The organism is Rhodovibrio sodomensis, assembly GCF_016583645.1.
Taxonomy (GTDB): domain Bacteria; phylum Pseudomonadota; class Alphaproteobacteria; order Kiloniellales; family Rhodovibrionaceae; genus Rhodovibrio; species Rhodovibrio sodomensis.
Map to the genome: position 1 here is coordinate 1 of NZ_NRRL01000141.1, position 11,499 is coordinate 11,499.

Genomic DNA, 11,499 nt, shown 5'->3' on the forward strand with positions numbered 1-11,499 from the left:
GAACCCGATCGAGCGATTATGGGCGGTCATGCATCAGCGCGTGACGCACAACCGTCATTACCCCACCCGGAAACAATTCGCCGATGCTATCCTGGTGTTCTTTCGAGACACTATTCCAAGAGAATGGAAGACATTCAGGGAACAGGTGTCCGACAACTTCCGCATCATAACCCACCAAGATTTTCGGATTTTGGAAGGTTAGGGGTATAAGACCTGCACCTTAACGCTTTGTATCTCCGCCTTGACTTCCGCGCGTAAGACATTGATGTCCTGTTTGAGTTCCTGCCGGACGCTCTCGATCTCCTGCCTGAGGTCCTGCCGGACGTTCTCGACATCCTGCTTGAGCTCGTGCCGGACGCTCTCGATCTCTTGCTTGAGGTCCTGCCGGACGCTCTCGATGTCCTGCTTGAGGTCCTGCCGGGCCCCCTCGACGTCCTGCTTCGTCGCGACATCCTCGGCGCGGTACAGCAACGCCTCGGCCAGCACCTCGGCGGCCTGCTCCGACAGGCCGCTGTCGGTCAGCCGCTTGACCAGCTTGTGGGTGTCCAGGGCCGGGCCCGTCATGTCGCGCGCTCCATGCGCTCAAGTGTGGCGCAACCGGCGGGAAATGCAACCGCAGGCGCCTCGACCCCGCCGCCCGTCTAGCTCGACGCGCGGTCCGCGATGCGGTCGAGCAGGCGGGTCGGCATCAGCCGGCGCAGCAGGCCCATCGCGTGGGTCGGCACGGTGACGTAGTAACGCGGCTTCGGACGGCGGGCCTCCAGCGCGTGGACGAGCTTGTCGGCAACCGCCTCCGCCGGCAACTCGAACGGCTGGGTGGCGCCCTCGTCTGCGTTCAGACGGGGTATCATCCGCTGTTCGTAAAGCTCTCTGTTGGGGGAGTTTTCCCAGTCGATCCAGCGCTCGAACTGCGGCCTCGCGTTCCGCCGGAACCGGGTCGCGATCGGCCCCGGCTCGATCGTCGCGACCTGGATGCCGGTGCCCGCCAGCTCGATCCGCAGCGTGTCGCTCAGGCCTTCCAACGCGAACTTGCTGGCGTTGTAGGCACCGCGGTACTTGAGCGCGACCAGCCCCAGCACGCTGGAGTTCTGCACGATCCGGCCGTGCCCCTGGGCGCGCATCACCGGGATCGCCCGCTGGGTCAGGTCGTGCCAGCCGAACAGGTTGGCCTCGAAGATCTGCCGCAGCCCGTCGGTCGGCAGGTCCTCGACACAGCCGGGAACGGCGTAGGCGCCGTTGTTGAACAGCGCGTCCAGCCGCCCGCCGGCAGCCTGCAGCGCATCGGCGAACCCGCGTTCGATGCTGGCAGGATCCTCGTAGTCCAGCTGAACGCACGCCAGCCCCTCCCCGCGCAGCCGGTCGACGTCGGCCTGCTTGCGGCAACTGGCGACCACCCGCCAGCCGCGCGCGTGCAGCAGCCGCGCACTGGCGTAGCCGATCCCGGACGAGCAGCCGGTGATCAGAACGGTTCGCTCGGAGTCCATGAGACGAGGCCGGACGGTGGAACGAAGAGCGCGCGCGCATCCTGCTGTCCAGACCGGTCCAGGGCAACCGCAGGCCGGACTGTCGCACAGCCGAAGCCGGCCCAGGGCCCGCCCCCTGTGCGCCCAATGCCGGGCCCGAAAGCCTGAGCCGCGCGCCCCGAAGCGCTCGCCATGCTGTTGGCGTTACGAAGCTGGCTCGCGCGTGGGCTGTTCGTCTCGCTGCCGCTGTGCGCGGGCGCTGCGGCCTGGGGGATCGCCGATCCGGCGGCGCTCGCCGGCTGGGCCGGGCGGGTCACCGTGGCCGTGTTCGGCGCGCTCGGGTCGATTTCGCGCCCGTCGCTCTTGCCCCGCCGGGGGCGGCGGCCATGTCGCAGAAGGCCGCACCGTGCCTTCCCGTCCGTTCCAACCTTTGGAGTTTCCACCCGTGAGCGTCCGCATTCTGGCTTTAGCCGGGTCCGCCCGGCGCGATTCGGTGAACAAGAAGGTGCTGCAGGCCGCCGTCGCGGGCGCTCAAGACGCGGGCGCGGACGTGACGGCGATCGATCTCGCGGACTATCCCATGCCGCTTTACAACGGCGACCTGGAAGCCAGCGACGGCCTGCCCGACACTGCGCACAAGCTGAAGGCGCTGTTCCGGGAGCACCATGGCCTGCTGCTCGCCTGCCCGGAATACAACGGCTCGATCACGCCGCTGTTGAAGAACACGATCGACTGGGTGACCCGCCCGGCCGACTCGGACGAACCGACGCTGGCCGCATTCGACGGCAAGACCGCCGGACTGGTCGCCGCGTCGCCGGGCGGCCTGGGCGGTCTGCGCGGGCTGGCCCACGTGCGCCAGATCCTGAGCGGCATCCGCGTCCACGTGATCCCGCAGCAGCACGCCCTGGCGCGCGCCGGGGAGGCGTTCGACGCCGACGGCCGGCTGAGCGATCCGGCGGCGGACGCAGCCGTCAAAGGCATTGGCCGGGCGCTCGCGCAGACGACCGCAAGACTGCATGCCTGAGCCCACGCGCGCCAGCATACGGCATGCACGCCGCGGCGCTCTAGAGCAAAATCGATGGCGGTCGGGTGGCCCCTCATCGTGAATTTTTCTCTAACTCCTTGAATAGAGAGCAAGATTCAGCTGAAAGGTGGATTCACCTTGCAGCATTTTGCTCTAACTTCTCGAAGAAAGGGCAAGATTCAGATCAAAGGCGATTCGACCTTTCAGCATCTTGCCCCAATGCCGCATCGCGTCCCCTGGTCGCCGCGGAAGCGAACCGCCAGGTCTCGAAGAGGCAGGTCCCAGCCAACGGAGCGGTTATGAGTGTGCCCGAGCAGGAACGTCAGCAGCTGGCCACCCCCGCCACACGGTGGCTGTGGCTCGCGCTCGGCCATTGCGCGGTCGGCGTCGGCGCGGTCGGCGCCTTCGTGCCGCTGTTGCCGACGACGCCGCTGATGCTGCTCGCCGCCTGGGCCTACGCGCGTTCCTCGCCGGCGCTGCGGCACTGGCTGCACAGCCATCCCCGCTTCGGCAGCTACATCCGCGTCTGGCAGGTCGAGGGCGCGATCCCGACCCGGGCGAAGGTGTTCGCCGTGGTCGCGATGGCGGTCTCGTTCGCGATCGCCTGGCACGGCGGCGCCGGTCCCTACGCCCTGCTCGCGCTCGCCGCCACCCTGACCTGCGTCAGCCTCTACGTCGCCACCCGGCCGGCCCCGCGCGACGCTTAACCCGCGCGCGGCGCGCCGAACGCGCGTACCGCGGCCAGCATCCGCGACACGGTGGTAATCCAGCAGGCCGCGGCGAAGACGTAGGCGAGCGGCGCGAACGCCTGCGGAAATGCGCAAATCGCGGCCAGGAAGGCGAACGTCTCCGTCCCCTCGGTCAGGCCGCCCAGGTAATACAGCGACTTCCGGCCCCGGATTTCGGTCGTCTCGCCCCGCTTGGCCGCGATGATGGCGTAGGTCAGGAACGAACTGCCCGTGCCCATGAACGAGAACAACAGCACCGCCGCCGGCAGCGCGTTCGCCGGCGGGTCCAATAGCGCGAACCCGACCGGGATGCCGGCATAGACCAGGAAATCGCAGACGATATCCAGATACCCGCCCAGGTCGCTCAGGCGGTCGTGCCGCGCGACCGCCCCGTCCAGCCCGTCGGCCAGCCGGTTGATCAGCAGGGCGGCCAGCGCCGCCCAGGTCCAGCCAGCGGCGACCAGCGGGATCGCGGTCAGCCCGACCGCGAAGCCGGCGAGCGTCAGCGTGTCCGCCCGCACGCCGGCGGCGGCCAGCCGCGCACCCAGGCGGTCCAACGCCGGGTCGATCCGGCGGCGCATGTAGGCGTCCAGCATCGTGTCTGCGTGTCTCCTGCTCGGGGCCGCGGGGTCTGCGCCTGGGGTGCCGGGCTGCCGGGGGCGCGCAACCGCTAACCGGTTCTTAAGCCGTTTGTCGTGGAATGTCCGGCGGGCGCACTGCCCGAGAGCATGAAGGGACCCAACGGTGGATCAAGCGGCGCGCGATCACGATCATGTCGGTACGGCGGCGTCCGCCGACGCGGGCACACCCGCTGGCGCGCAAACCGTGTTCAACACCTTCAGCGCGCGGCGCGACGGGCCCTACGAGGTCGGCCACCTGTCGGTTTCGTCGTCCGGTCACGTCGACGTCGCCTACCCGAGCCCGGCCCCGGTCGCGTTCGACTTCGTGTTCCGGGGCGTGCCGTTCCACGCCGAGCTGCCGGGAGACCTCGACGCACCGCTAACCATGAGCGCGGTGCTGGGCGTCCTGCCGTTTTCGGCCGAGACGCTGGCCGGCCGGCGCGCCACGCTGGAGATCCTGAGCCTGGCCAAACCGGCGCGCGGCAGCCTCGGCCTGGAAGCCGGCGGGCGCATCCGCGCCAACTTCAGCGCTGCCGTGCCGCGCCCGCGCACCCCGGTCACGGTGGTCGCGACGGTGAGCTGCCTGCTGGTCGACCTGCGGCCCTATCTGGACCTGCTGGCGGCCGCCGGGGCGCTGCGCCCGCGCTGAGCCGCCGACCGGCGGCGCGGCGTCACTCGCCGTCCCCGGTCGCGCGGCGCTGCTCCTCCGGCACCACGAACACCTGCCCCGGATAGATCAGGTCGGGATCGCGGATCTGGTCGCGGTTGGCGCGGTAGATCAGCGTATACTCCCAGCCCTGGCCATAGGTGCGCCGCGCGATCGTCCAGAGGTTGTCGCCCGGCTGGATCACCACCATTCCCTCGTTCTGGTCCAGGTCGTCGACCATCGGCTGGTTGGCGAACGGCGTCGACACGCTCGCCTGCACCTGACCGTCGGGTCCGACCTGATCGATCCGCAGGGTGTGCAGGCCGGGCGGCACGTCGGTCTCGGGCGCCATTGTCCAGTTGCCGTTCGCGGGCGCCCGGGTGCGGGCCAGTTCCATCTCGTTCAGATAGGCCACGACCAGCGCCTCCGACGGTGCCTGGCCGCTGATCGAGATGCCGCCGTCGACCGTGTACTGCACGGCCTCCAACACCAGCTCGCGGTCCGTCAGCCCGGTTTCGCCCGACGGCCGCTGCAGCACCTCGACCGCGCCGGTCCCCTGGCGCGGGACCAGCACGGCGATCGGCTTGTCGTCCCGGCTGCCGCCGGACGCGGTATCGCCGCCGCGCCCTTGCGACGGCGCGGCCGCCTGGGGCCGCAGGGCGCGGGTGGCGGTCCGGCTATCGGGCTCGTCGCCGGTGGATGTATCCTGCCGGGCGGTCACGCGCGCGCCGCCGTTGCCCTCGGACCCCGCGGTTCGGGTCGTGACCTCGGGGCCCCCGCCGGCCGGCTCGGGCACGTCGGTCACGGCGGCCGCGGGCGAATCGGCGTCCCCGCCCGCGGGCGGGGCCGGAACGCTCAGCGGTTCGCCCGCAGCTTGCGTCTTGCCGGCGGCTTCGCCGGAACCCGCCCCGGTCCGCTGCGACCCGTCGGGCGCGTCGCTCAAAAGCGGCGGCTCGGCCGCGGGCCGATTGTCCCTCACGGCGACCGTGTCGCGTTCGCCTGCGGATCGAGGAGCGGTACCCTCCGACGCCGCCTGGCCGTCCGGCGCGGCGCCAGGCTGGGTCGCCTGGGCCGTTTTCGGGCGGTCGTCATCGGGCATCCGCGGGACGTCGATCACCACCGCGCGGTCGGACTCGGTCGTCTCGCCGCTCTCGGGATCCTCGGCTTGCAGGGTTAGCTGGCGCTGGCCGGGCGGCAGCGGGCGGTGGGGGATCGCGACGAACTCGCCGCGGTCGTTGGCCCTGACCGTGGCGATCGGTTGATCGCCCTGCAGCACCGTGACCCGGCTTTGCGGCGGCGCCCGGCCGGCGATCACCGCCTCGCCGCTGCGTTCGACGCGCACGATATCGAAGCTGGGCGCCGCCGGCATCGGGACTTGTGCGACCGCCGCCTCCGCGGGCGCGTCGCCCGGCCCCTCGCGGGCCGGCACGGTCAACTGCATGCCGCCGTCGGGATCGCGGGCATCCGGGCCGGCCGCACCTGTGTCCCCGGTGCGCGCCTTGGGGGCGGCAGGTTCCTCGGCAGGTCCGTCGGCGGACGCGCCGGCGGGCGTGCCGGCGGGCGTGCCGGCGGGCGTGCCGGCGGTTCGATCCGACCTTGCCGGCCGGCCGCCGGCGCTGTCGGTTTCCTCCGTCGGCCGCGCCGCAACATCCGCCGCGTCCGGCGCCCGGTCGTCGGCATCCGCGTGCGCGGCGCGTGCCGGTTCGCCGGCCTGGGCGGCTTGTCCCCCGTCGCCGTCGGACGCGGTACCGGCATCCGTCTGCGCCGTTGCCCCGTCGCCCTTGGTGTCGGCGCTGGCGGCATCGCCCGTCGCGGCAGGGGCGCGCTTAGCGGTTTGGGTCGGCGGGGGACTATCGGGCTTGCGCGCCGGCGCCACGGCGTCCGGCGCGGGTTTTCGTACCGGGCGCGCGACCGCTTCCTGCTGCGGCCGCGTTTCCGGCGCCGGGACGGACTCCGCGCCCGGTCCGGACGGCGGAGTCGTCTCCCCGTCCTGCAGTCCCGGCAGCGCATCGCGCCAGCCCGCGGTGTCGAACCAGCCGGCGCGCTCGGCGACGAAAGCACCCAGCGCGGCTGCCAGTAAAAGCCCCCCGGTTACAGTTACGAATCGTCCGGCCATGCCGTCATCACTCGCAATCCCCCGTTAACGTGCCCCCAAACGCGCGTAATTCTTAGCTTGACCGGGGCGCACGCGCAACGTTCCCGGAATGTTTTAGATGGCGCCCGCCGGTTTCGATGTGAACCCGTATTGGCGCACGACACGCGCACGATTGACCGCACATGCGCGGCCGTTGGACAAGACGGGACGGTCGCACGCGGCCCGCCACGCAAACCCAGTCCCGTTACCCCGAAGGCACGTTGCCCATGGCCAAGCTCGACACCCTTTGCGTCTACTGCGGCTCCAGCGCCGGGGCCGCGCAGGGCTATGGCGCGATCGCCCAGGAACTGGGCCGGCGCTGCGCGGAGCAGGGCGTCGGCGTGGTCTACGGCGGCGGCACGGTCGGGCTGATGGGTCAGGTCGCGGACGCCGCGGTGCGCGCCGGCGGAACGGTCACGGGGATCATCCCCCGCCACCTGATGAGCCGGGAGGTCGGCGAACAGGCCGATAGCGAGCTTGTGGTGGTCGACAACATGCACCAGCGCAAGCAGGCGATGTTCGAGCGCGCGGACGCGTTCTGCAGCCTGCCGGGCGGGATCGGCACGCTGGACGAGACGATCGAGATCCTGACCTGGAAGCAGCTCGGCCTGCACGACAAGCCGGTGGTGCTGATCGACCACGACGGCTTTTGGCGGCCGCTGTTCGACCTGTTCGCCCACCAGCAGGCGATGGGCTTCCTGAAGCCGGACCACATCGAGCTGTTCGAGGTCGTGTCCGACATCGACGGGCTGTTCCGCGCGATCGAAGAGCATCCCGACCCGACCCGACCCGACCGACCGGAGTGGACCTGAGCGGCGGAACCCAGAGCGAAATGCTTGCAGGCCGACTCGACCTTGAGGCGGAATTTCGCTCTAACGTCTTCACGTAAGGGCAAGATTCAGCCGACAGCTGGTTCCGCCTTTCGGCATATTGCCCCGGTCCAGGGCGCGACCGCATGCCGCGCCCGGTTCTTGCACCGCACAAGCCGCCTGCTTATTGTCCCGCGCACCGATCCGGACGGGGCGCGGCCGGTGTGCGCGCCGCCCCATTTCCGCCGATTTATCAGCCCGCGCCCAAGGGGAGGCAAAGATGGCGAAGATCAAGGTCGCCAACCCGGTCGTCGAACTCGACGGCGACGAGATGACCCGGATTATCTGGGACTGGATCAAGCAGCGCCTGATCCTCCCCTACCTCGACGTCGATCTGAAGTACTACGACCTGTCGGTCACCCACCGCGACGAGACCGACGACCAGGTCACGGTCGACGCCGCCAAGGCGATCAAGCAGCACGGCGTGGGCGTCAAGTGCGCCACCATCACCCCGGACGAGGCGCGCGTCGAGGAGTTCGGGCTGAAGAAGATGTGGCGCTCGCCGAACGGCACGATCCGCAACATCCTGGGCGGCACGGTGTTCCGCGAGCCGATCATCTGCCAGAACGTGCCGCGGCTGGTGCCGGGCTGGACCCAGCCGGTGGTGATCGGCCGTCACGCCCACGGCGACCAGTACCGCGCGACCGACTTCAAGGTGCCGGGCCCGGGCAAGGTTACCATGACCTACACCCCGGCCGACGGCGGCGAGCCGGTGACCTACGAGGTCCAGGACTTCAAGGCGCCCGGCATCGCCATGGGGATGTACAACCTGGACGAGTCGATCCGCGACTTCGCCCGCGCCTGCTTCCAGTTCGGCGTGCAGCGCGGCTGGCCGGTTTACCTGTCGACCAAGAACACGATCCTCAAGACCTACGACGGCCGCTTCAAGGACATCTTCCAGGAGGTCTTCGACACCGAGTTCAAGGCCGAGTTCGATCGCCTGGGCATCACCTACGAGCACCGGCTGATCGACGATATGGTCGCCGCCTCGCTGAAGTGGTCCGGCGGCTACATCTGGGCCTGCAAGAACTACGACGGCGACGTGCAGTCCGACACGGTGGCGCAGGGCTACGGCTCGCTCGGCCTGATGACCAGCGTGCTGATGACCGCCGACGGCAAGACGATCGAGGCCGAGGCCGCGCACGGCACGGTCACCCGGCACTACCGGATGCACCAGCAGGGCAAGGACACCTCGACCAACCCGATCGCCTCGATCTTCGCCTGGAGCCGCGGGCTCAAGTTCCGCGGCGAACTCGACGACACGCCGGACGTGGTCAACTTCGCCGAGACGCTGGAGAAGGTCTGCGTCGACACGGTCGAACAGGGCAAGATGACCAAGGACCTGGCGCTCCTGGTCGGCGAGAACCAGAAGTGGCTCACCACCGCCGAGTTCTTCGACGCGGTCGACGCCAACCTCAAGCAGGCGCTGGGGCACGCGTAGGGGCATGAGCGAGGACCTGGAAAACACCCTGTATCTCGATCTGCCGGCCGGGCGCGTGACCATTCGGCTGCGCCCGGACCTGGCCCCCAACCACGTCGCCCGGATCAAGCAACTGGTCCGGCAAGGCTTTTACGACGGCACGCCGTTCCACCGGGTGATGGACGGCTTCATGGCCCAGGGCGGCGACCCGAAGGGCACCGGGACCGGCGGCTCCGGGCAAAAGCTGAAGGGCGAGTTCTCCAAGCAGCCGTTCAAGCGCGGCACCTGCGGCATGGCCCGCACGCAGGACCCGAACTCGGCCGACAGCCAGTTCTTCATCTGCCTCGCCGACTGCGACTTCCTGACCGGCTCCTACACCGTCTGGGGCGAGGTGGTGGACGGCATGGACGCCGTCGACGCCCTGAAGAAGGCCCCGGCCGGCCGCCAGTCCGGCGCGGTCGACGATCCCGACCCGCTCAAGCAGGCGCAGGTCGCGGCGGACGCGTAGGCCCGCCGACCCCCGCCTGAGCTCGACTTTGCTCAAAATCGAGCGTTGCTGAGGCTGTTCGGACGAGCCGCTCAGGCCCAGGCCCAGAACACGGGTTCGCTGGCGATCGTCTTCAGGGCGTCATCCAGTGGCAGGATCACGCCGCCGAGCGGACCGGCATCGGCCCACTTCTCACGATGCGACCAGTAGTACACGCGCATGGTGTCGCTCTGGCCGGTTGGCTTCAGCCGGGCGACCGGAGCCCCGGTCTCCGCAACTGTGAGCGTGTAGCCGCCCTGGCGGTAGACGGCGCTCACGCCGCCACCGTGGCGTCGGTTAAAGCGTTCGATCCGCGCCAGGGTCTCGTTCTGTCGTGACATGGCCAAAGTGTAGCCGGGCCCGCGGCGCCCGTCGCTCGGTTTAGGCGAGTCGAAACGCCGCAGCCCCAATATCTTGTAACGCGGGCGGGATTCGATTCTACGCCTGCGATGACCCAGCATCGCTCCGCGTCGTCCGCCGAGCCGGTCCCGCAGCCTCTGCGCGCCTGGCTGCAGCCCTTCCGGTCCCTCTTCACCGCGCCAACCTGGGAGCATGCCCTGGTGCTCGCCCTCGGCGCCGTGCTCGCCCCCGGGAAACGCACGGTCACCGCCGCCTTGCGCGTCACCGGCCGGGACACGGCTACGAACTTCACCCGCTACCATCAGGTCCTCAACCGGGCCCGCTGGTCGTCCCGGGCGGCCGCGCGCGTGCTGCTGGAGCTGATCGTCACCGCCCTCGTCGGTGACGAGCCAGTGGTGATCGGCCTGGACGACACCATCGAGCGACGTTGGGGACCCAAGATCGCCGCGCGCGGCATCTACCGCGACCCCGTCCGCTCCAGCCATAGCCACTTCGTCAAAACCAGCGGATTGCGCTGGCTGTGCTTCATGGTCCTGGTGCCCGTGCCATGGTTGGGCGGCATCCGCGCCTTGCCCGTGCTGTCCATCCTGGCGCCATCCAAGGGCTACAACACCGCGCGCGGACGGTCCCACAAGCGACTCACCGACTGGGCGCGTCAGGGCATGCTGCAGCTCGTGCGCTGGCTGCCGGACCGGCGCGTCGTCTTCGTTGGCGACAGCAGCTTCGCCGTGATCGATCTGCTCGCCGCCGTTCGGTCGCGCTGCACCGTGATCAGCCGGCTGCGTCTGGATGCCAATCTCCGTGAGCCACCCCCACCGCGCACCCTCAAACCCGGCCGACCGGCCAAGCAGGGTGCCGCGCTGCCCAAGCTCAAGGATCAGGCGGTCGACCCGCGCACATCCTGGCGCCGGGTCACCGTCAACGGCTGGTACGGCAACCAGACCCGGACCCTGGACATCGCCACCGGGACCGCTTCCTGGAACCGCAAAGGCGACCATGTTCCACTGCGCTGGGTCCTCGTGAAAGACGCCGAGAGCGACCGCGAGCTGCAGGCCTTCTTCAGCACCGATCCCGACCTCGCGCCCGAAACCATCGTCGCCTACTTCGTCCGGCGCTGGCAGGTCGAGGTCACCTTCGCCGAGGCCCGTGCGCACCTCGGCGCCGAAACCCAGCGGCAGTGGAACGATCTCGCCATCTTGCGCACCACCCCGGCTCTGCTCGGCTTTTACAGCTTGGTCTGCCTGTGGTCAGGCGAACTCATCGCCAAAGCTGTCGGCCCGCGCGGCGCCGTCTGGTACCCCAAGACCGCCTTTACCTTCTCCGACGCGATCGGGCTCGTGCGCTACCAGCTCTGGCTCGGCGGCATTAACCCAATGTCCACAGAAAACCTAGACCGCGCGAAAATCCCGCCCGGCCTGTTCAAACGCATGGCCAGCGCGCTCTGCTACGCTGCATGATTGGGCAAAGTCGAGCTGAGAGGCTGGCCCGAAACTCGTTGAGTGATTTCAGCCCTTTATGATGCCCTCGTTGTGGCAAACAGACGAGGAGGCACATCATGTGGACTGAAACCACTCGCCCGAAGTATGACCGTACGCACCTGCGTTACGCAAGTGATACCACGGACCTCGAATGGGAGGTGATCCGCCCGAAACTTCCGGCGGACCGCCGGATCGGTCGCCCGCGGGAGGTGGATCTCCGCGAGGTCATCA

At 69.3% G+C, this 11,499-nt stretch carries 12 protein-coding genes and 2 pseudogenes; 9 read left to right on the forward strand and 5 right to left on the reverse strand.

Annotation, left to right across the window (positions count from 1 at the left end):
• Positions 1 to 202 (forward strand): annotated as a pseudogene (locus tag CKO28_RS28125) (hypothetical protein); the annotation flags it as partial.
• On the opposite strand, the gene CKO28_RS24510 reads toward CKO28_RS28125, so the two are convergent.
• Both CKO28_RS24510 and CKO28_RS24515 read right to left on the reverse strand, forming a co-directional pair.
• Positions 199 to 564 carry a coiled-coil domain-containing protein gene (locus tag CKO28_RS24510; protein WP_200343521.1) on the reverse strand — a complete coding sequence of 122 codons (366 nt, stop codon included), beginning with the start codon at positions 562 to 564 and terminating at the stop codon, positions 199 to 201. The pseudogene CKO28_RS28125 and the gene CKO28_RS24510 sit on opposite strands and share 4 nt — an antisense overlap.
• 77 nt (positions 565 to 641) lie before the next feature.
• Positions 642 to 1,484, reverse strand: a complete 843-nt coding sequence (locus CKO28_RS24515) for an SDR family oxidoreductase (protein WP_200343522.1) — start codon at positions 1,482 to 1,484, stop codon at positions 642 to 644.
• Positions 1,485 to 1,908: 424 nt separating this feature from the next.
• On the opposite strand from CKO28_RS24515, the gene CKO28_RS29230 reads away from it, so the two are divergent.
• Complete coding sequence (locus CKO28_RS29230; RefSeq protein ID WP_200343523.1) at positions 1,909 to 2,487, forward strand: NAD(P)H-dependent oxidoreductase; 579 nt, start codon at positions 1,909 to 1,911, stop codon at positions 2,485 to 2,487.
• Between the two features lie 299 nt (positions 2,488 to 2,786).
• Positions 2,787 to 3,194: a YbaN family protein gene (locus tag CKO28_RS24525; RefSeq protein WP_200343524.1), complete on the forward strand. Its 408-nt coding sequence runs from the start codon at positions 2,787 to 2,789 to the stop codon at positions 3,192 to 3,194.
• On the opposite strand, the gene CKO28_RS24530 is transcribed toward CKO28_RS24525, so the two are convergent.
• Complete coding sequence (locus tag CKO28_RS24530; protein ID WP_200343525.1) at positions 3,191 to 3,811, reverse strand: CDP-alcohol phosphatidyltransferase family protein; 621 nt, start codon at positions 3,809 to 3,811, stop codon at positions 3,191 to 3,193. The two genes, CKO28_RS24525 and CKO28_RS24530, sit on opposite strands and share 4 nt — an antisense overlap.
• A 148-nt stretch (positions 3,812 to 3,959) precedes the next feature.
• On the opposite strand from CKO28_RS24530, the gene CKO28_RS24535 reads away from it, so the two are divergent.
• Positions 3,960 to 4,484 (forward strand): hypothetical protein, encoded by a 525-nt coding sequence (locus CKO28_RS24535; RefSeq protein ID WP_200343526.1) that lies wholly within the window; start codon positions 3,960 to 3,962, stop codon positions 4,482 to 4,484.
• Between the two features lie 22 nt (positions 4,485 to 4,506).
• Here the strand turns inward: CKO28_RS24535 and CKO28_RS24540 are convergent, their stop codons facing one another.
• The gene (locus tag CKO28_RS24540) at positions 4,507 to 6,597 is read right to left on the reverse strand and encodes a LysM peptidoglycan-binding domain-containing protein (protein ID WP_200343527.1); all 2,091 of its coding nucleotides are present in this window, start codon (positions 6,595 to 6,597) and stop codon (positions 4,507 to 4,509) included.
• A gap of 245 nt (positions 6,598 to 6,842) precedes the next feature.
• Between CKO28_RS24540 and CKO28_RS24545 the strand changes: the two genes are divergently transcribed.
• From CKO28_RS24545 to CKO28_RS24555, 3 genes are all read left to right on the forward strand, one after another.
• Positions 6,843 to 7,427, forward strand: a complete 585-nt coding sequence (locus CKO28_RS24545; RefSeq protein WP_200343528.1) for an LOG family protein — start codon at positions 6,843 to 6,845, stop codon at positions 7,425 to 7,427.
• Between the two features lie 277 nt (positions 7,428 to 7,704).
• Positions 7,705 to 8,925: an NADP-dependent isocitrate dehydrogenase gene (locus tag CKO28_RS24550; RefSeq protein ID WP_200343529.1), complete on the forward strand. Its 1,221-nt coding sequence runs from the start codon at positions 7,705 to 7,707 to the stop codon at positions 8,923 to 8,925.
• A gap of 4 nt (positions 8,926 to 8,929) precedes the next feature.
• Positions 8,930 to 9,412: a peptidylprolyl isomerase gene (locus CKO28_RS24555; protein WP_200343530.1), complete on the forward strand. Its 483-nt coding sequence runs from the start codon at positions 8,930 to 8,932 to the stop codon at positions 9,410 to 9,412.
• Between the two features lie 71 nt (positions 9,413 to 9,483).
• Here CKO28_RS24555 and CKO28_RS24560 read toward each other — a convergent pair whose 3' ends face one another.
• Positions 9,484 to 9,771, reverse strand: coding sequence for a hypothetical protein (locus CKO28_RS24560; RefSeq protein WP_200343531.1), 288 nt, complete (start codon positions 9,769 to 9,771; stop codon positions 9,484 to 9,486).
• 108 nt (positions 9,772 to 9,879) lie between these two features.
• Between CKO28_RS24560 and CKO28_RS24565 the strand changes: the two genes are divergently transcribed.
• Positions 9,880 to 11,247 carry an IS701 family transposase gene (locus CKO28_RS24565; RefSeq protein WP_200343532.1) on the forward strand — a complete coding sequence of 456 codons (1,368 nt, stop codon included), beginning with the start codon at positions 9,880 to 9,882 and terminating at the stop codon, positions 11,245 to 11,247.
• Positions 11,248 to 11,345: 98 nt separating this feature from the next.
• Positions 11,346 to 11,499: pseudogene (locus CKO28_RS28700) on the forward strand (IS5/IS1182 family transposase); the annotation flags it as partial.

Coding starts and splice junctions, on each gene's coding strand:
- CKO28_RS24540 (WP_200343527.1), bottom strand. CDS start 6,597: ATGGCCGGACGATTCGTAACTGTAACCGGGGGGCTTTTACTGGCAGCC.
- CKO28_RS24555 (WP_200343530.1), top strand. CDS start 8,930: ATGAGCGAGGACCTGGAAAACACCCTGTATCTCGATCTGCCGGCCGGG.
- CKO28_RS24530 (WP_200343525.1), bottom strand. CDS start 3,811: ATGCTGGACGCCTACATGCGCCGCCGGATCGACCCGGCGTTGGACCGC.
- CKO28_RS24545 (WP_200343528.1), top strand. CDS start 6,843: ATGGCCAAGCTCGACACCCTTTGCGTCTACTGCGGCTCCAGCGCCGGG.
- CKO28_RS24560 (WP_200343531.1), bottom strand. CDS start 9,771: ATGTCACGACAGAACGAGACCCTGGCGCGGATCGAACGCTTTAACCGA.
- CKO28_RS24550 (WP_200343529.1), top strand. CDS start 7,705: ATGGCGAAGATCAAGGTCGCCAACCCGGTCGTCGAACTCGACGGCGAC.
- CKO28_RS24525 (WP_200343524.1), top strand. CDS start 2,787: ATGAGTGTGCCCGAGCAGGAACGTCAGCAGCTGGCCACCCCCGCCACA.
- CKO28_RS24510 (WP_200343521.1), bottom strand. CDS start 564: ATGACGGGCCCGGCCCTGGACACCCACAAGCTGGTCAAGCGGCTGACC.
- CKO28_RS24515 (WP_200343522.1), bottom strand. CDS start 1,484: ATGGACTCCGAGCGAACCGTTCTGATCACCGGCTGCTCGTCCGGGATC.
- CKO28_RS24565 (WP_200343532.1), top strand. CDS start 9,880: ATGACCCAGCATCGCTCCGCGTCGTCCGCCGAGCCGGTCCCGCAGCCT.